Here is a 17,643-nt window from a genome sequence, read left to right as displayed (position 1 = left end):
AGTAAGGAACGAAGTTTAGATGGCACTCCCCCAAGTAACCCAGGACATCCCTTCAGCAGAGCTTGACCACATGGTCGAAAACGCGGCTAGGGCGGCGAATTTTCTGAAGGCAATTAGCCACGAAGGGCGTCTTATGATCCTGTGCCATCTGGCGTCGGGCGAGAAATCTGTTACCGAGCTTGAGACCCTGTTGTCCGCACGCCAGGCCGCCGTGTCGCAGCAATTGTCGCGCTTGCGGCTGGAGGGGCTGGTGACGCCCCGCCGCGACGGCAAAGCGATCTATTACCGACTGGCCGATGACAAGCCCCGTCGGATGCTGGAAACCGTCTATGAGCTGTTCTGCAGCGAAAACACAGGGCACTAATAGTTTGCCCGGCAGGCCGCAGGCGTAGACGCAGCGCGACCTCCGGAAAACCGCAAAAGTGCTAGCCTCCTCAGTAAGATACTGCTACCGAAGGCCTGATCGAGCATGAAGGAGAAAAACATGATCCGCGCAATTCTGATTGGCCTGAGCCTATTTGCATTGACCGCCTGCGAAACCGCCAAAGGCGCGGGCAAAGACATCGAAAAAGCGGGCGATGCGATCCAAAACGCAGCCTCGGACGTGCAGGAAAACCTCTGATTTACGCCTTCATCTTGCGGATCGCAGGATGACGCACGCAATATGTTGTTGATGTGGTAGGCTGAACTGGCTATTATGCAAGGACAGGTGCATAGACGCGGCATTGCATCATCTGACGTTAACACGGGGCTCTTTTGCACATGCGAAAGAGCCCCGTTCCCATTCTGACGAGGGGTGGGTGGAAGCCTGCATGAAGCCAGCGAGGGAAAAGGCGTCAGGTGCGCAGACGCGGTCTTTGCATGCGCCCTTGCGGGCAACCCCTGACGCCTTACCCGGACGAAGTTTGTCCTAAGACCACTTCGATCCAGTTGCCTCGGCCCCCGAAGGAACCGCAGCCGTCGCCACAAACTCGAAAGTCGCCGCGACGCACAAAGCCCATTTGAGAAGATGATCCGACGACCCAAGGCACGAAGCCCCAACTCGATGCACCACCCACCGGTAAGCCCTTGCAAATGAATGTCAATCCTAAGATCAACCTTCCCTGCGCAGACCTCCTTGGCCTTTGCATCCCGCCTTCTGATCCGAGGAACTCCAGCGGTGAAACCAATCTTGCATTGCACTCGTTATCGAGCAAGAAAATAGCACTGCAGCATGGAAATCAGACGGGGATAAGTTGTTGATATCTGCCGGGATGGTACTGTGGATAACTGCGGATTTCTCGAAAACCACGTAGGGTTAGAATTGCAAAACTCTTTTCGCTAAATTCTGACCGGAATGTTGCGAATTGCTGCAAGCGCAAAGTGCAACAGACGATAAACTGATCGCAAATTGCAAAAACTGACAACGCCGCGCTGTCTGCAAAACCGAATCGTTCGGACTGAAATAGCGCTAAATTCCCTCCATGATCGCCTGTGCTGTCGAACATATTTGCAAGACGGTTGTCAAAGCGAGACTTGCACCCGGTAATGATCCTTAACCGACGCTTTAAAAACGCCGACCCTACTGACGTCAATCGCGTAGGCAGAGCAGATATGCTCGCAAGAGGTCGACTGGACAAATCCTCCCAACAGAATCTGCGGCATACTGCGGGTAGGATGCCATTCTGAAATGGAGCTTGGACCGGACGGCGAATTTTTCACCGTGCGCGACTCCGCGCTGAAGGTTCGCGAGATCCGAATAACCCGGGCCGAGGAACACGGCGTGTAAACCCGACATATACTGGATCCCGTCGCGAGCGGCGAAATCACCGTCCGGTCCGCCTCCTCCCTGTGGAGACGATCCTTCCGATATTGAGAAGCGTTCCGGCCCAGACGGTTTACCTACTATTCTGTCGCGTTCAAAACCGGGCGACAGTCTGTACCCCCTACAGTCCGGCCGGGCCGGGAACGCTTCAGTTCACCTGACGTTCCAGAACGGTGCTGTAAGTTGTTCCAGTCCGCAGGCTACGGAAATCCGCATAGATTCGCCCATCTTCGTAGCGCGCGTCGATCAAAGCGTTCACGCCAATCGCTGGCTCGGCCGAGCTTTCGACGATCCCGATCTTTCCAGAGCCATCCTGGCTGATGGAACCAGTGGCCTCGTACATCGTCCAGTTATCCATGGCATTGCGCCGCCACATGCTCGGACCCCAGAACGCGTTGTCGTTTTGAACCTGAATCTCGAGCACCCATTCCGACTGGTTAAATCGCGGCGCATCACCGGTAGCCGAATTCGACGGCGAAACTGTAGTCTGGCTGGCCGTCCAAATACCGCGCAGATCAGGCGTGTTTTCGGCAGCAGCGGCAGTACCAAGGGCTAGGCTCGTGGCCAGAGCGGCTGCTCCGGCAGTCATAAATCTGGTCATGGTCTCTTTCTCCCTGAAATCGGTGCCATCTCTGGCTGTGTTCAACAGATTGGGAGGAGTGCGACGGGTTACAACTTTCCTGAAGGAACCTTCATCAAGCGTTCATGCTGTGTTTGATCGTGCAGCCCGCTTTCCGCTCTATACATCCGGCGCCTCACTGGGTAAGGAGTGCCCTTCGACGATCATCCGCGTGTTAGACGCTCTGAGGGTGACCGCAGCATCCCAACGAGCCGAGCCATGAAACAAACACTTCAAGACGCCCTTGATCGCAAAGGGTATGACACGCTGACCCCAGTCCAAACCGCCGTAACTACGCCCGACCTGCAAGGGCGCGACATGTTGGTTTCAGCGCAGACCGGGTCAGGGAAAACCATAGGCTTCGGCCTTGCCATCGCCCCGACCGTTCTGGGCGACGTGGATGTATTCGATGCGGCTGGCGCGCCTTTGGCGCTGGTCATAGCACCAACGCGCGAGTTGGCGATGCAGGTCAAACGCGAACTGGCGTGGCTCTATGCGGATGTAGGCGCGTTCATTGCGTCATGTGTTGGCGGCATGGATATGCGAGACGAGCGGCGAGCGTTGGCTCGCGGTGCGCATATCGTGGTCGCAACGCCGGGCCGTCTCCGCGACCATATCATGCGGGAGTCGATTGACCTAACCGCTGTCCGCGCAGTGGTTCTGGATGAAGCCGACGAAATGCTAGACCTGGGCTTCCGCGAAGATCTTGAGTTCATTCTGGAACAGACGCCCTCCGAGCGTCAGACACTGCTGTTTTCCGCTACGGTTCCTCGCGCCATCGCCTCCCTCGCCGCTCGCTACCAGCGCGATGCCGAGCGCGTCAGCACCGTCAGCGAGCGCACGCAACATGCCGATATCGAATATCGCGCGATGAATGTGGCCCCGCGCGATGGTGAGAACGCAATCATCAACGTGCTGCGCTTCTACGAGGCCCCCAACGCCATTATCTTCTGCAACACTCGCGCCATGGTCAGCCGCCTGACGGCGCGACTGTCGAATCGTGGATTCTCGGTCGTGGCCCTGTCCGGAGAGCTGACGCAAAGCGAACGTTCGAACGCGCTGCAAGCCATGCGCGACGGACGCGCCCGCGTCTGTGTGGCGACCGATGTGGCCGCGCGCGGGATCGACCTGCCGAACCTTGATCTGGTGATCCATGCAGAACTGCCGAACAGCCATGAAACGCTGCTGCACCGCTCGGGCCGAACCGGACGCGCCGGGCGGAAAGGCGTCAGCGCGCTGGTCATACCGCCTGCATCGTTCAAAAAGGCGCAACGCCTGCTGAAATTCGCCAAGCTGACAGCCGATTGGGGGTCTGCACCCTCGGCCGATGAGGTTCAGGCGCAGGACATGCAGCGGATGTTCAGCTCGGACGACTGGACCGTGGATGTCACCGAGGGCGAAAGCGCACTGGTTGATGATCTGGTCTCGCGCTTTTCACCGCAGCAGCTGGCGGCGGCCTATCTGCGTCAATACGGGCGCAAACACTCCGCCCCGGAGGAACTGAGCGACACGCAAGATGCCGCGCCCAAGCCGAACGTGCCCTTTGGCTCAAGCGTGTGGTTTTCGCTGTCGGAGGGACACAACGAAAACGCCTCGCCTCGCTATTTGCTGCCCATGTTGTGCAAGGCGGGCAAGATCACCAAAGACGATATCGGCGCGATCCGCATTGCCGACACCGAAAGCTATATCGAGATTCGCGAAAGCAGCGTTGAAGGTTTCCTGAAGGCCATTGGCCCCGAGATGACGGTCGAAGGCACCAAGACCCTGGTGCAACTGGACGCGCCGCCTGCCTTTGCCGGTGGTGGCCGCAAAGGTCCCAAGCGCGACTTCAAAGGCAAGAAGCGCCACGAACGCCCGGCCCACGCGGCTGAGCCACAGCCCGCAAAACCACGCCGGAAGCCGGCCGAGAAACCCAAGCCCGAAACGCGGCCCAAACGGGATGAGACCCCCTCGGGCGATCAGCACAAGAAACCTGCGCGCCGTCTGAAAGGCCCGCCTCCGCCCAAAGGCAAGCCAAGCAGCAAGAAAAACCGCGCACGTGCGGCTGCGATGAAGGGTGGCAACGCGATGCCCAAGCGGAAAAAGTAGACCGCCTTAGCGCACGTGGCTGGTTGTGCAAGCGAAGAAAATTATTTTCTTCGCCACACCATATATTGACAACACTCCACCACCAACCCCAATATGGTGTTGCTTCGGTTCTTTCGATTCCTGTTGAAAGCTAAGAGGGAAACCGGTGAAAAACCGGCGCTGCCCCCGCAACTGTAAGCGGATAGTTCGGCTGAATACGCCACTGAAAGCGTGCTTTTGGGAAGGCCAGTCCGAACGTCAATCCGCGAGCCAGGAGACCTGCCGCAAGCAAAGAAAGAGAACCGCGAACGGAGGGTTCGGGGGCGTGTTCAGGGGTCATTTTGCCCGCAGCGTCCTCGGCATTCATTAAAAGGACAGAGGACGACATGAGCATTACCGTATATTCCAAACCCGCATGCGTACAATGCACCGCCACCACCCGAGCGCTGGATGCAAAAGGCATCACCTATGACGTCATCGACCTGACCCAGGACGACAGCGCCATGACCCATGTGACCGAGCTGGGTTATCGTCAGGCCCCTGTCGTTGTGGCGGGCAGTGATCACTGGTCGGGTTTCCGCCCGGACATGATCGCCCAACTGGCCTGATCCATGGCCGCGCCGATCCCGGCGCTGGTCTATTTCTCTTCGAAATCCGGAAACACCCACCGCTTTGTCTCGCGGCTGGGCCTGACCTCTTTCCGCATTCCGAACGGGATGGACCCGCTGCCTGACCCCCGACACCCCTATGTGCTGATCAGCCCCACCTACGCCGACGGCGAAGGGCGCGGGGCGGTTCCTAAACAGGTGATCCGGTTTCTGAACGACCCGGACAGACGTGCCGGGATCGTTGGAGTGATCGGCACAGGCAATCGTAATTTCGGTGCGACCTACGCTTTGGCCGGTCGCATCATCGCTCAAAAATGCAACGTTCCGCTGCTCTACACATTCGAGCTGGCCGGAACAGAGACCGACATCGCCCGCGTCCGCGCCGGGCTGGAAAAACTAGGGAGAAACCTATGCTCGACAGCAGCGTAAACGAGCAGGACTATCACGCGTTGAACGCGATGCTGAACCTCTACGATGGTGAGGGGAAGATCCGGTTCGATGCCGACCGAATGGCCGCGCGGCAGTACTTCCTGCAGCATGTGAATCAGAACACCGTGTTCTTCCACTCGCTGGATGAAAAACTCGGGTATCTGGTTTCCGAGGGCTACTACGAAGAGGCCGTTCTGGACCAGTATTCCAAGAACTTCATGCGCAAGATCTGGGACGCGGCCTATGCCAAGAAGTTCCGGTTCCCGACCTTTCTGGGCGCGTTCAAATATTACACCTCATACACGCTGAAAACCCGTGACGGGCAGCGGTTCTTGGAACGCTACGAGGACCGCGTCGTCATGACCGCGCTGGCGCTGGCACGCGGTGATGAGGCGCTGGCCCTGTCTTTCATGGAGGAAATCCTCGACGGTCGTTTCCAGCCCGCCACGCCCACCTTCCTGAACGCCGGGAAAGCCTCACGCGGGGAATTGATCTCATGCTTCCTGCTGCGGCTTGAGGACAACATGGAGAGCATCGGTCGCGGCATCAACTCGGCCCTGCAACTGTCCAAACGTGGTGGAGGCGTAGCGCTGCTGCTGACCAACATCCGCGAGCATGGCGCGCCGATTAAGGGCATTGAGAACCAATCCTCCGGCGTGATCCCGGTAATGAAACTGCTGGAGGACAGCTTTTCCTACGCCAACCAACTGGGTGCGCGGCAAGGCGCGGGTGCGGTGTATCTGAACGCACACCACCCGGACATCATGCGCTTTCTCGACACCAAGCGCGAAAACGCGGATGAGAAAATCCGTATCAAAACGCTGAGCCTTGGCGTGGTGATCCCTGACATCACTTTCGAGCTGGCGAAGAAAAACGCGGATATGTACCTGTTCTCGCCTCATGACGTAGAAAAGGTCTATGGCGTGCCGTTCTCGGAAATCTCGGTGACGGAGAAGTATCACGAGATGGTCGATGACAAGCGAATCCGCAAATCCAAGGTCAATGCGCGTGAGTTCTTCCAGACCATTGCAGAGATTCAGTTCGAATCCGGTTACCCCTACGTGATGTTCGAAGACACGGTGAACCGGATGAACCCCATTGCGGGCCGGATCAACATGTCGAACCTGTGTTCCGAGATTTTGCAGGTCAATGAAGCGTCTGAGTTCAACGATGACCTCAGCTATTCCCATCTGGGCACGGATATCTCCTGCAACCTCGGCTCGCTGAACATTGCCAAGACAATGGATGGCGGTGATCTGGGCCGCACTGTCGGCGCTGCGATCCGCGCGCTGACGGCGGTGTCCGAGATGTCGGCAATCGACTCGGTGCCTTCGGTGCGTCGCGGCAATGATGAAAGCCACGCGATTGGTCTGGGGCAGATGAACCTGCACGGGTTTCTGGCGCGGGAACATATCCACTATGGCTCGCCCGAGGGGGTTGAGTTCACCTCGATCTATTTTGCCACCGTGGCTTATCACGCGATCCGCACGTCATGCGATCTGGCGAAGGAACGCAATGCGTCGTTCAAGGGATTTGAGGACTCCGACTATGCCTCAGGCACCTTCTTCGACAAATACACCACCCGCGACTGGCTGCCTGAAAGCGACAAAGTGAAAGCGCTGTTCGACGGCATGACCCTTCCCACCCGCGACGACTGGGCAGCGTTGAAGGCCGATGTGATGAAACGCGGCCTCTATAACCGCAATCTTCAGGCGGTGCCGCCGACCGGCTCGATCAGCTATATCAACAATTCGACCTCTTCGATCCACCCCATCGTCTCGAAGATCGAAATCCGCAAAGAGGGCAAGATTGGCCGCGTCTACTATCCGGCGGCTTTCATGAGCAATGACAACCTCGAATACTACCGCGATGCCTATGAGATCGGCCCCGAGGCGCTGATCGACACCTATGCAGCGGCGACCGAGCATGTGGATCAGGGGCTGTCGCTGACCCTGTTCTTCCCGGCCGAGGCCACGACCCGCGATATTAACCGCGCGCAGATCTACGCGTGGAAGAAAGGCATCAAAACCATTTATTACGTGCGTCTGCGCCAGGAGGCCCTTGAAGGGACCGAGGTGCAGGGCTGCGTATCCTGCTCGCTGTAAGGGGCTACTGACATGAAAGACATGATCCAAACCAAGATCCCCCGCGCCATCAACTGGAACCGGCTGGAGGATGACAAGGACCTTGAGGTCTGGAACCGCCTGACGGTCAATTTCTGGCTGCCCGAGAAAGTGCCGCTGTCCAACGATATCCAAAGCTGGGCGACGCTGACGGACCATGAAAAGCAGCTGACCATCCGCGTCTTCACCGGCCTGACCCTGCTGGATACGATCCAAAACACGGTCGGTGCCCCTGCCCTGATGCCGGATGCCGTCACTCCGCATGAAGAGGCCGTACTGACCAACATCGCCTTTATGGAGGCGGTACATGCGCGCAGCTATTCCTCGATCTTCTCAACACTGTGTTCGACCAAAGAAATCGACGAGGCGTTCCGCTGGTCCGAAGAGAATCCCCATCTGCAGGCCAAGGCCGAGGCGATCCTGAACACATACGCTCCGGGCAACGATCCGCTGAAACGCAAGATCGCGTCGGTGTTTCTGGAGAGCTTCCTGTTCTATTCCGGGTTCTACCTGCCAATGTACTGGTCCAGCCGCGCCAAGCTGACCAACACCGCCGACCTGATCCGCCTGATCATCCGCGATGAGGCAGTGCATGGTTATTACATCGGCTACAAATTCCAGCGCGGCTACGAGACGCTGTCCGAAGCCGAACAGCAGGAGTTGAAGGACTATGCCTTTGGCTTGATGTTCGAACTTTACGGGATCGAGAACCAATACACCGAGGAACTTTATGACGAGATCGGCTTGACCGAGGATGTGAAAGTCTTCCTCCACTACAACGCCAACAAGGCACTGCAGAACCTCGGGTTCGAAGCCCTTTTCCCGCCGGAAGTGTCCGAAGTGAATCCGGCGATTCTGGCCGCCCTCAGCCCGGACAGCGAGAACCACGACTTCTTCTCGGGCTCTGGCTCCTCTTATGTCATCGGCAAGGCCGTAGCGACCGAGGACGAAGATTGGGATTTCTGATGGCAAAGGACACTCTGACCATCGTTCGGGACTGGCACGAAGCCTTTGACGTGCCGGTCGTGGACGCACCCGCAATCCCCGAGACGCGCGCTCAGATGCGGTTGGCGATCCTCGAAGAGGAAGTCGCGGAGCTGCGCGCAGCGGTGGAGGATGGCAATCTGGTCGAGGTGCTAGATGCCCTGTGTGACATCCAATACGTGCTGGACGGCACCTTTCTGGAATTCGGCCTACACAGTGTCAAACAAGCTGCGATGGAGGAAGTCCACGCCTCGAACATGTCCAAGCTGGGCGCCGATGGGAAACCGGTTCTTCGCGAAGATGGCAAGGTGCTGAAAGGCCCGACCTTCCGCCGGCCCGACCTCGCCCGTTTCCTTGAGGATGGCTAACTCTGCCTTGGCTTAGAAGAACAGCATCGGCCCAAATTAACAGGGCGAGTAAATCCCCGCCCTTTTTCACGTCAACTGATCTTCGACTGGATCAGCTGCAGTTCAGCGGAACCGCAAAGCCCGAGCTACGATCGGATGAGCCCTTGCTGTAGACATCTCCTGCAGGCAGGCAACCGGTAAAGCGTTCGGTTTCTCTACCAAACGCCGCCCCCACAGAGTTATCGACCCGAGTGCTGTTGGAGCGAGTCCGAACGACACCGAATAGGGTGCCGTTCACATTCACCGTGCTCAGATACAGGTTCTGACTGCTTCCCGATAGTTCCACCGCGTTTGCAGGCGACTGACCGCCGTTTTCGATCGCCACACCGGCAATCTTATCGATCCCGACCTTGTCGGATAGGACTGAGACAGTCGGCAATTCCGCAAGCTCGGCCGGGACATTGGTCGCTGGCGGTAAGAAGGCGACGGCTCCCGGAACATCGGACACCGTGCGCGGTTCACCATCAATCCCGGTGAACCCGACACCTTGGCGATTGAAGGGGTCTTCACAAGCCGCGAGGGTCAAAACGGCGATTGTCGGTAGCAAGATTTTTTTCATGGCGGTCAACATTTTGTGGCGATTTGCTAAACCGTAGCGGTAGCGAGATGTAAAAAGCAAGCCGCGGCAGGTGCGAAGGGGCCTGGCGCTGATGCGTCCCTGCAACGGACCTGTTCCCTTCGCATGGCCGCACCAGTGTACGCGTCCGAAAGAAAAAGGGCTCTGACAACTCAGAGCCCTTTTCAAAATGTCCAATTGGAACGGCAGATTACTTAATCTTGCCTTCCTTGTACTCGACATGTTTCCGAACAACCGGGTCGTATTTACGAATGGTCATTTTCTCGGTCATCGTACGCGCGTTTTTCTTGGTCACGTAGAAGTGGCCCGTGCCCGCGGTCGAGTTCAGGCGGATCTTGATTGTCGTCGGCTTCGCCATGGTTATCTCCTGCGTCCGAAAAGGCAGGGCCTTCCGGTTGAATTCCTATGAGCGTGCGCTTTTACCCCGTCGCGCGCCCGAGTCAACCGGATTCCGCAAGTGAGTTGCACAAAAGCTGAGTTGCACGCTTGCACCGGATTTGGCGCAATCACGCTTTCGTGATATGGTCGCGCAATTCGGAAGACCCAAAAGCCGGCGCCAAGCCCGGCCTTCGAGGCATCCAGATCAGGCTCGACCCTAAAACGGCAGATTACGTTTAAGCGTGTTTGGGGGTTAATCATGACAGAATGGAAACTGCAGGCCGAAGAGCTGGCCAATTGTAACTGCAACTTCGGCTGCCCTTGCCAGTTCAGTGTTCTACCCACCCATGGCAATTGCGAAGCTGTAGTAGTCTTCGATATTGAATCCGGCCACTATGGCGAAACAGATCTTGCCGGTGTGCGGGCAGCAGGCGTGTATCACTGGCCCGGCCCGATCCATGAAGGCAATGGCCAAATGCAGTTGATCATAGATGAAAGCGCCTCTGCCGATCAGCGCGCCGCGTTGCAGGCGATCATGTCCGGCGAAGACACGGATGAAATGGCGACCATGTGGTACGTCTTCAGCGCAATGGCGCCCAAGAAACACGAAACTCTGTACGTTCCGATCGAACTGGACTGGAGCCGCGAGGACCGGACTGGCTATGCGAACGTGACCGGTGTGTTCGATGTGAAAGTCAGACCGATCCCCAATATCGTGACCGGAGACCCGCATCGTGCGGCGTTCCATCTGCCCAACGGGTTCGAATATCGCACCGCCGAGGCGGCCTCGGGCTCAGCCCAAACCACGGGCGCTGCGATAAGCCTGGCCTTTGATGCGACCCACGCGCATCTGGCGCATCTCAACATCTCAGGACATGGGGTTCTGGGCGCTTAGGAAGGGTGTCCAATGACTGAATCCCCACAACCGAGCCATTTGGTCGATCGGGTGCTTCGGCATGACCGTGGAGTTGTTCTGGTTTGTGTCGCGCTGATCATTCTGGCGGCATCGTGGTACACGATTGCCGGGGTTGGCATGAACATGACCGCTGTGGACATGACCCGGATGGCCCGCCCTATTGGCAACCCGATGCAGATGGCGACCGAGGTACATTGGACGGCGCCTTATACCGTGCTGATCTTCCTGATGTGGTGGGTGATGATGATCGCGATGATGACGCCCAGCGCCGCCCCCACTGTTCTGCTGTTCATGGCGTTGAAACGGGTCGGGCCGGACAAGGCCAATACGGCGCGGCTGAGCCTGTTTTTTCTGGCCGGCTATCTGGTGGCCTGGGCCTTGTTCAGTGTGCTGGCGACCGGCGCACAATGGCTGCTGGAAGTAGTTGGGCTGTCCGATGGCCCGATGATGACCATCCGCTCTCGGACGGCGGCTGGGTGCGTTATGATCGCAGCGGGGCTGTACCAACTGTCTAGCCTCAAAACTGCCTGCCTGCGCCACTGCCGTAGCCCGGCGCGTTTTCTGGCCGATCACAACAGACCCTACGCCTATGGCGCATTCCGCACCGGCGCGCTGCACGGAGCTTATTGTCTGGGCTGCTGCTGGGCCCTGATGCTGCTGCTATTCGTGGGCGGCGTAATGAACCTTTATTGGATTGTCGGCGTCGCCATTTACGTCGCGTTGGAGAAACTGATGCCGCGCGCCATGTGGCTGGTGCCTGCAACCGGTGCGACGCTGATCATTCTTGGCGTCTGGCTGGTGGCCGTGCCTTAGCGCACGCCTCGGATCGGATTTCAGGCCAAAGGACCGGCCCAATCAAAGGTCCCTCAACTTCAGTCAGGAGTCATCCATGCCTATTTTTATCACCTATGCATCCTATTCCCAAAAAGGCGCGAAGGGGATGGTCGGCAAACCATCCGATCGGACGGACGCCGTAAAAGCGCTGTTGAAGAAGGTCGGTGCCAAGCTTTTGGCTTTCTACATCACGACGGGGGATAACGACGTGGTTGTCATCAGCGAAGCACCGGATGAGTCGGACGCAGTTGCGGTGGGCATGGCGGTTGCCGCCTCGGGCGCGGTATCCAAGATAGAAACCGTAAGGGCCTGGAAAGCGAAGGACTTCGTGGCGGTTCAGAAAAAGGCTGCGAAACTGGTCGGGGCGTATACTCCCCCCGGCAACTGACAATAGGATACGCGCGGAGGGCCTGTAAGCCGGATCTTGTTCCGGGGTTGCCCCCTTCGATGACCATTCCTCTAGGCCGCGCATTGCTGCGCGGCTCAAGCTGCCAACCCGGTCCCTCTCGGCCAAGACGCGCTTAGCGGTGGTATCGGCAGACGCCGACCATCCCGCGCGGGGACCCTATTTGGCATTGCTCCCGGTGGGGCTTGCCGTGCCGCCGCTGTTGCCAGCGGCGCGGTGGGCTCTTACCCCACCGTTTCACCCTTACCTTTGACCGAAGCCGCAGGCGGTCTGATTTCTGTGGCGCTTTCCGTCGGGTTGCCCCGCCCGGGCGTTACCCGGCACCGTTGCCTTGTGGAGTCCGGACTTTCCTCTCGGGTCTTGCGACCCCAGCGGCCATCCGGCCCTCCGCGCAGAGGGGTGGGTATGCTGTGTTCCCGGTCGCGTCAAGGGTGGATGGGGCGGAGGAAGGGGCCAGCCCCTTCTTGGCCTGCGGCCAATTCATCCCCGGGATATTTTTGGCCAGATGAAGAGCGGATCAGGTCGCGCTTGGGGCCAAGCTGAGCGCCTTGATATCGGCTAGGGAGAGCGGACCGTTGCCCCAAGGGCGGTATCGTAGGCGGATGGCAGCCAGAAGCGTCTCGTTCGGGACATCGGCAGTGAAACCTGCGGCGCGGGCCAGTGTGCGGAAGTTGTCGCACGTGATGTCTGCCGGGGCCGTTTGGGCTCCGCGTGCGGCGGCCAAACCCTGACGTTCGAGCCGCCGCCAGTCGAACTTTGCTCCGGGGTCACTTTTTCGGCCGGGGGCCATGTCGGAATGGCCAATCACGCCCTCGGGCGAAATCGCCCAGCGCGACATGATCTGGGGCAAGAGGGTTTCCAGCGCTGACATCTGCAAATCCGAGAAAGGATGCGCCCCGGTATTGTCCAGCTCGATCCCGATGGAGCGCGAGTTGATGTCGGTCTGACCGTGCCATTCGCCCGCACCGGCGTGCCATGCGCGGTCCTCTTCGCGCACCATCTGCCAGAGCGTTCCGTCAGAACCGATCAGGTAATGCGCCGAGACCTCGGCTTGTGGGTCGCAGAGACGCTCCAGTGCCGCCTGAGCGCTATCCATCGCGGTGTAGTGCAGGACAATCAGCATCGGTGTCAGGCCGTCGCGGCGGGGGCCGAAATTCGGGGATGGGTGCCAGATCGGCGCAGGCTCAGTTGTTGATGGCACTGCGGAACGGGCTCGGGTCCCAGCTGCAGGCATAGCCGTCGCCATCCGGGTCCAGTCCTTTACGGTCGCGCTGTGGCCCTCCGTTCGACAGGAAGGCGATCTGGGCCTGGTCCGGCGAGGGGAATTGTGCGCAGTTGCGCTGTGCTTTGGCCTGCAGGTTGAACCCCGCACGGCTGTAAAGCTGGGTGCCCACCGGGTTGGATGTGCTGAGTGCGTATTGCACGATGTTGGGCTGCCCGTCGCTGCCACGTTCAGGCACGGCCGTAGGGGCAACCACTTCGTAGGTCTGGCGGTTCTGTTCGATGCGAGCAGCGTCGGATTCGATGCTGCGGCGCTCGGACACGGCTCCAAAATCCTGTTCGTCGGAGATGCCGGTATTGTTGGGCACGGGAGTGACCGTTGGTTGCGCCGAAGTGCTGGCCAATGCCGCCGCCGTCTGATTGGCAATATCGGCATTGGCACCGGTCGCAACTGGCAGGTTCGACGCCGAACCCGGTGCACCTAGGGCCTGCTCCGAAACATCCACCGGGGCAAGCAGCGGGTTTACGACACTCCCCTGCCCGGACAGTTGAGCCTCACGCTGGGCCTGATACTCGGGCGTGTTGAAATCGGTTCCGCCAATCGGTGTGACCGTATCACAGGCAGCGATCAGCGAGATCGCCGCGATGAGAGGCAAAGAGCGCATGCTGCGCCTCCGTGTCTGATGTCTTTCAGGCCCGAGGCTTACCACCATTTCGACGGTTTTGCCACAAAACCGGCGGCGTTTTCCAACGCATAGGCGGTATTGAGCAGATCGCCTTCTTCCCAGGGCCTACCGATCAGTTGCAGACCCAGCGGCAGCCCTTGTTTGTCGAGCCCTGCGGGCACCGAAATACCCGGCAGACCAGCAAGGTTTACGGTTACGGTAAAGACGTCGTTCAAATACATTTGAACAGGGTCGGCCTCGGTCATCTCGCCCAGACCGAAGGAGGCCGACGGGGTGGCCGGGGTCAGGATCGCGTCGACACCTGCGGCGAAGACATCTTCGAAGTCTTTCTTGATCAGCGTGCGGACGCGGCGGGCACGGTTGTAATAGGCGTCGTAGAAGCCAGCGGACAACACATAGGTGCCGATCATCACGCGGCGCTGCACCTCGTGACCGAAACCTTCGGCGCGGGTCTTCTCGTACATCTCGGTGATGCCGTCACCCTGTGCCAGCTGCGCACGGCGGCCATAGCGGACACCGTCATAGCGCGCGAGGTTCGAGGACGCCTCGGCCGGGGCAATCACGTAATAAGCGGGCAGCGCGTATTTCGTGTGCGGCAGCGAGATATCGACGATCTCGGCACCAGCGTCCTTCAGCATCGCCGCGCCATCGGCCCAGAGCTTTTCGATCTCGGCGGGCATGCCGTCCATCCGGTATTCTTTCGGAATACCGATCTTCTTGCCCTTGACGTCGCCGGTCAGCATCGCCTCGAAATTCGGGACGGCCAGTTCGGTGCTGGTCGAGTCCTTGGGGTCATGACCGCACATCGCTTCGAGCATGATTGCCGCGTCGCGCACGTTCTTGGTCATCGGACCAGCCTGATCCAGCGAGGACGCAAAGGCCACAATACCCCAGCGCGAGCAACGGCCATAGGTCGGCTTGATGCCAGTGATGCCAACAAAAGCTGCAGGCTGGCGGATCGAACCGCCAGTATCGGTGCCGGTCGCGGCCAGACACAGGTCCGCCGCCACAGCAGACGCCGAGCCACCCGACGAGCCGCCCGGTGTCAACTGCGCGTCGTCATTGCCGCGACGCCACGGGCTGACTGCGTTGCCATAGACGGAGGTTTCGTTGGACGAGCCCATGGCGAATTCGTCCATGTTCAGCTTGCCCAGCATGACTGCACCAGCATCAGCCAGTTGCTGCGAGACGGTGGATTCGTATTCCGGCTTGAACCCTTCAAGAATCTTCGACGCCGCCTGCGAGGGCACGCCCTTGGTGCAGAACAGATCCTTGATGCCGATCGGCAGACCACACATCGACGACGCGTCGCCGCCCTTGATCCGCTCATCCGCAGCCTTGGCGCGCTCCAGCGCGATCTCGGGCGTTTTGTGGACAAAAGCGTTCAGCGCGTCGGCGCCATCAATGGCCTTTAGGCAGGACTCAGTCAGTTCCACCGAGGTCACGTCACCCTTGCGCAGCGCATCGCGGGCCTCGGCCAGGCCCAGTTTGTTCAGATCGCTCATGTCTTACTCCACCACTTTGGGGACTGCGAAAAAGCCTTCGCGGGCGTCGGGGGCATTGGCCAGAACCTTGTCCTGTTGGTTTCCGTCGGTGACTACATCCTCACGACGTTTCAGGCGCATCGGCTCGACCGAGACCATCGGCTCGACACCTTCGACGTCCACTTCGTTCAGTTGCTCGATGAACCCAAGGATGGTGTTGAACTCGGACGCCAGCGCGGGCAGCGCGTCATCCTCGACCTTGATCCGGGCCAGTTTGGCCACCTTGGCGGCGGTGCTTTGGTCAATCGACATCGGAAAACCTCATATGCGTTAGGGGGCATTTACCCGTCTGGGGTCCGGGTCGCAAGAGCGCGATAAGGTCTGCCCTGGCATCATCTGACATGGCCTCTTTTCAATTTTGCATACCTCCCATGCAAAAAAGTAAACCGATTAGTTCATTTTTACTCTTGAAAAACTGAACTGAACTGTTCATTTCTATTCACGACACAGCCAAAACCCGGAGAAAAGACATGAAACCCTTCCTGATTGCATTTGTAGTGGCCACCACTGTTTTAGCGTCGCAAGCACAGGCTTTTGGCCCGACAATGAATACCCTGACACCTGATCTGACCTTCCCCACACCTGCCCCCGAGGTTGTCAGCCAGGATCAGGTCAAGACGAACAAGTGATAGACCCCCTGCCCCGGGTCGGGTGATAACTGCCCGGCCCGGACGGCAACAATTGACTACTGCTCTTTTCGACGCGACCCGCTACGGTAGACTGAGTGATGCGTCGAACCGTAAACTTGGTTCGGCAAGAACCAACGGAGCAGAAGATGAGCGCTCGCAAGCAAGTCGTTCTGGACGCGATTGATGCGGCCAACAGGCAAGACCCCAACATCGAAGACGGCCAACCGGTCGAGCTGATCTATGGCCAGCGCATGAGCACCGAGATGGACAGGCTGTTCCCTGACGCCTCGGACATGTTGAAGATTGCCGCCCGTGGGCAGCATGTTGAGCGCTGGAAGCTGGCGCGCAGCGAGTATCCCGAAGGTCGCGCCGGATATCTGGCGTGGCGCAAGGCGCAGGGTGTCCATCACGCCGAGGTTGTCATGGGCCTGATGCAGCAGGCCGGGTACGACGCGGACGACGTCGACGCGACCGGGCGCATGCTACGCAAGCAAGGCATCAAGCGCGATGATGAGGTTCAAGCGCTTGAGGATGTCATCTGCTTTGTGTTCCTGAAATGGTATTTCGCGCCTTTCGCCGCAAAACACTCGGCCGAAAAGATCCAGAGCATTGTCGAAAAGACCGCCCGTAAGATGTCAGCCGAAGGCCGCGCGCGGGTTCTGCAGGAATTTGATCTGCCCGACAACCTGGCTGCTGCCTTTCAGGACTGAGACGCGCGGATCAGGTGCCTGCGATAGACCTCGATCATCCAGCCCAGCATGGTTGCGTTCAGGATATGCCACATGAAATGCGTGCCCAGCGGGAGCTGCATACATAGTGGCTCATCCAAAGCGCGGAAGGTGATCGAGGCGATCAGGATAAACGCTCCAATCGCTAGCCCTCGGGCCGTTTCCGGCGTGCGATTGCGCAGCAAAAACGCATAGATCAGGATCAGCAGCGGCACCGGAGCGTATGCGGCGGAGCCCCCCAATCCCGGAACCAGTTGAAACAGCGGCAGGGTTGCAGCGGCGTACGGGATGAATAGCGCTGTCACCATCGCGGCGGGCAGCGGACGCATCTGCCAGACGTCCCGATTGATCGCAAAGATATAGACCAGAATATACAGAAGGATCGGCGCAACATCGGCCATCGCAGCCCAGACCTGCGCGTGGGTGTGAAACAGATAGCTGCAGATTCCGATCGTGGCGAGAATCAACACCAGCAACATCGCCAGAGACATCCCCTGCCCGCGCACCCTGCGCCACATGATGAAGGCTGCGATCAGAAACGCAGCGTTGGTCACCGCGTTGATCGGCTCGGCCCAATAGGCGGGGGTAAGGCGTTCGCAATACCCGTCAATTTCCTGAAACCAATCCATGAACTTTTACATAACGGATGCTAGTGTGATGCCAATAGGCATCGCAGGAGGATT

22 protein-coding genes, 1 other RNA gene and 1 riboswitch are annotated in these 17,643 nt (G+C 58.9%); of the genes, 13 read left to right on the top strand and 10 right to left on the bottom strand.

What is annotated here, in order from left to right:
- The first annotated feature begins 19 nt into the window (after positions 1–19).
- Positions 20–364: an ArsR/SmtB family transcription factor gene (locus ACR0B5_RS01220; RefSeq protein WP_480537859.1), complete on the top strand. Its 345-nt coding sequence runs from the start codon at positions 20–22 to the stop codon at positions 362–364.
- A gap of 120 nt (positions 365–484) precedes the next feature.
- A complete protein-coding gene (locus ACR0B5_RS01215; RefSeq protein ID WP_170374868.1) occupies positions 485–622 on the top strand; it encodes an entericidin A/B family lipoprotein in 138 nt (45 codons plus the stop codon).
- 598 nt (positions 623–1,220) lie between these two features.
- Here the strand turns inward: ACR0B5_RS01215 and ACR0B5_RS01210 are convergent.
- Positions 1,221–1,487: a hypothetical protein gene (locus tag ACR0B5_RS01210; protein WP_480537857.1), complete on the bottom strand. Its 267-nt coding sequence runs from the start codon at positions 1,485–1,487 to the stop codon at positions 1,221–1,223.
- Positions 1,488–1,952: 465 nt separating this feature from the next.
- The gene (locus ACR0B5_RS01205) at positions 1,953–2,405 is read right to left on the bottom strand and encodes a hypothetical protein (protein WP_480537856.1); all 453 of its coding nucleotides are present in this window, start codon (positions 2,403–2,405) and stop codon (positions 1,953–1,955) included.
- A 237-nt stretch (positions 2,406–2,642) separates the two neighbouring features.
- On the opposite strand from ACR0B5_RS01205, the gene ACR0B5_RS01200 reads away from it, so the two are divergent.
- From ACR0B5_RS01200 to ACR0B5_RS01175, 6 genes are all read left to right on the top strand, one after another.
- Positions 2,643–4,511 carry a DEAD/DEAH box helicase gene (locus tag ACR0B5_RS01200; RefSeq protein WP_480537854.1) on the top strand — a complete coding sequence of 623 codons (1,869 nt, stop codon included), beginning with the start codon at positions 2,643–2,645 and terminating at the stop codon, positions 4,509–4,511.
- 88 nt (positions 4,512–4,599) lie between these two features.
- Positions 4,600–4,791, top strand: a riboswitch (cobalamin riboswitch).
- An 85-nt stretch (positions 4,792–4,876) separates the two neighbouring features.
- Complete coding sequence (gene nrdH, locus ACR0B5_RS01195) at positions 4,877–5,098, top strand: glutaredoxin-like protein NrdH (RefSeq protein ID WP_170374861.1); 222 nt, start codon at positions 4,877–4,879, stop codon at positions 5,096–5,098.
- Between the two features lie 15 nt (positions 5,099–5,113).
- Positions 5,114–5,527 (top strand): class Ib ribonucleoside-diphosphate reductase assembly flavoprotein NrdI, encoded by a 414-nt coding sequence (gene nrdI, locus ACR0B5_RS01190; protein ID WP_480538152.1) that lies wholly within the window; start codon positions 5,114–5,116, stop codon positions 5,525–5,527.
- Positions 5,509–7,632 carry a class 1b ribonucleoside-diphosphate reductase subunit alpha gene (nrdE, locus tag ACR0B5_RS01185; RefSeq protein WP_480537852.1) on the top strand — a complete coding sequence of 708 codons (2,124 nt, stop codon included), beginning with the start codon at positions 5,509–5,511 and terminating at the stop codon, positions 7,630–7,632. Before nrdI ends, nrdE begins: the two co-directional genes overlap by 19 nt.
- Positions 7,633–7,644: 12 nt before the next feature.
- Positions 7,645–8,616 carry a class 1b ribonucleoside-diphosphate reductase subunit beta gene (gene nrdF / locus ACR0B5_RS01180; protein WP_480537850.1) on the top strand — a complete coding sequence of 324 codons (972 nt, stop codon included), beginning with the start codon at positions 7,645–7,647 and terminating at the stop codon, positions 8,614–8,616.
- Positions 8,616–9,002 carry a nucleoside triphosphate pyrophosphohydrolase family protein gene (locus ACR0B5_RS01175; protein ID WP_170554049.1) on the top strand — a complete coding sequence of 129 codons (387 nt, stop codon included), beginning with the start codon at positions 8,616–8,618 and terminating at the stop codon, positions 9,000–9,002. The genes nrdF and ACR0B5_RS01175 overlap by 1 nt, the downstream gene beginning before the upstream one ends.
- 91 nt (positions 9,003–9,093) lie before the next feature.
- On the opposite strand, the gene ACR0B5_RS01170 is transcribed toward ACR0B5_RS01175, so the two are convergent.
- Both ACR0B5_RS01170 and rpmG read right to left on the bottom strand, forming a co-directional pair.
- Complete coding sequence (locus ACR0B5_RS01170) at positions 9,094–9,600, bottom strand: hypothetical protein (protein WP_170374852.1); 507 nt, start codon at positions 9,598–9,600, stop codon at positions 9,094–9,096.
- A 208-nt stretch (positions 9,601–9,808) separates the two neighbouring features.
- The gene (gene rpmG, locus ACR0B5_RS01165; protein ID WP_037309480.1) at positions 9,809–9,976 is read right to left on the bottom strand and encodes a 50S ribosomal protein L33; all 168 of its coding nucleotides are present in this window, start codon (positions 9,974–9,976) and stop codon (positions 9,809–9,811) included.
- 279 nt (positions 9,977–10,255) lie between these two features.
- On the opposite strand from rpmG, the gene ACR0B5_RS01160 reads away from it, so the two are divergent.
- The 3 genes from ACR0B5_RS01160 to ACR0B5_RS01150 all read left to right on the top strand — a co-directional run bounded on the left by ACR0B5_RS01160 (position 10,256) and on the right by ACR0B5_RS01150 (position 12,134).
- Positions 10,256–10,891: a DUF1326 domain-containing protein gene (locus ACR0B5_RS01160; protein WP_425085569.1), complete on the top strand. Its 636-nt coding sequence runs from the start codon at positions 10,256–10,258 to the stop codon at positions 10,889–10,891.
- Positions 10,892–10,903: 12 nt separating this feature from the next.
- Positions 10,904–11,725: a DUF2182 domain-containing protein gene (locus ACR0B5_RS01155; protein WP_480537847.1), complete on the top strand. Its 822-nt coding sequence runs from the start codon at positions 10,904–10,906 to the stop codon at positions 11,723–11,725.
- Between the two features lie 76 nt (positions 11,726–11,801).
- The gene (locus tag ACR0B5_RS01150; protein WP_480537845.1) at positions 11,802–12,134 is read left to right on the top strand and encodes a GYD domain-containing protein; all 333 of its coding nucleotides are present in this window, start codon (positions 11,802–11,804) and stop codon (positions 12,132–12,134) included.
- A 9-nt stretch (positions 12,135–12,143) separates the two neighbouring features.
- On the opposite strand, the gene rnpB is transcribed toward ACR0B5_RS01150, so the two are convergent.
- The 5 genes from rnpB to gatC all read right to left on the bottom strand — a co-directional run bounded on the left by rnpB (position 12,144) and on the right by gatC (position 15,855).
- Positions 12,144–12,543, bottom strand: an RNA gene (rnpB, locus tag ACR0B5_RS01145) — RNase P RNA component class A.
- A gap of 126 nt (positions 12,544–12,669) precedes the next feature.
- Positions 12,670–13,386 (bottom strand): N-acetylmuramoyl-L-alanine amidase, encoded by a 717-nt coding sequence (locus ACR0B5_RS01140; protein ID WP_480537843.1) that lies wholly within the window; start codon positions 13,384–13,386, stop codon positions 12,670–12,672.
- Positions 13,337–14,038: a hypothetical protein gene (locus ACR0B5_RS01135; RefSeq protein WP_170768500.1), complete on the bottom strand. Its 702-nt coding sequence runs from the start codon at positions 14,036–14,038 to the stop codon at positions 13,337–13,339. Before ACR0B5_RS01135 ends, ACR0B5_RS01140 begins: the two co-directional genes overlap by 50 nt.
- Before the next feature lie 38 nt (positions 14,039–14,076).
- Positions 14,077–15,564 (bottom strand): Asp-tRNA(Asn)/Glu-tRNA(Gln) amidotransferase subunit GatA, encoded by a 1,488-nt coding sequence (gene gatA, locus ACR0B5_RS01130; protein ID WP_480537841.1) that lies wholly within the window; start codon positions 15,562–15,564, stop codon positions 14,077–14,079.
- Positions 15,565–15,567: 3 nt separating this feature from the next.
- The gene (gene gatC / locus ACR0B5_RS01125) at positions 15,568–15,855 is read right to left on the bottom strand and encodes an Asp-tRNA(Asn)/Glu-tRNA(Gln) amidotransferase subunit GatC (RefSeq protein WP_170325838.1); all 288 of its coding nucleotides are present in this window, start codon (positions 15,853–15,855) and stop codon (positions 15,568–15,570) included.
- A 218-nt stretch (positions 15,856–16,073) separates the two neighbouring features.
- Here gatC and ACR0B5_RS01120 point away from each other — a divergent pair, with 218 nt between their 5' ends.
- Positions 16,074–16,232 (top strand): hypothetical protein, encoded by a 159-nt coding sequence (locus ACR0B5_RS01120; RefSeq protein WP_170718948.1) that lies wholly within the window; start codon positions 16,074–16,076, stop codon positions 16,230–16,232.
- A gap of 146 nt (positions 16,233–16,378) precedes the next feature.
- Positions 16,379–16,942: a DUF4202 domain-containing protein gene (locus ACR0B5_RS01115; RefSeq protein ID WP_480537838.1), complete on the top strand. Its 564-nt coding sequence runs from the start codon at positions 16,379–16,381 to the stop codon at positions 16,940–16,942.
- Here the strand turns inward: ACR0B5_RS01115 and ACR0B5_RS01110 are convergent.
- Positions 16,933–17,589, bottom strand: coding sequence for a ceramidase domain-containing protein (locus ACR0B5_RS01110; protein ID WP_480537836.1), 657 nt, complete (start codon positions 17,587–17,589; stop codon positions 16,933–16,935). The two genes, ACR0B5_RS01115 and ACR0B5_RS01110, sit on opposite strands and share 10 nt — an antisense overlap.
- Positions 17,590–17,643: the final 54 nt, after the last annotated feature.

Source organism: Ruegeria sp. AG1, from assembly GCF_056541705.1.
This window is presented reverse-complemented; position numbering and strand designations above follow the sequence as displayed.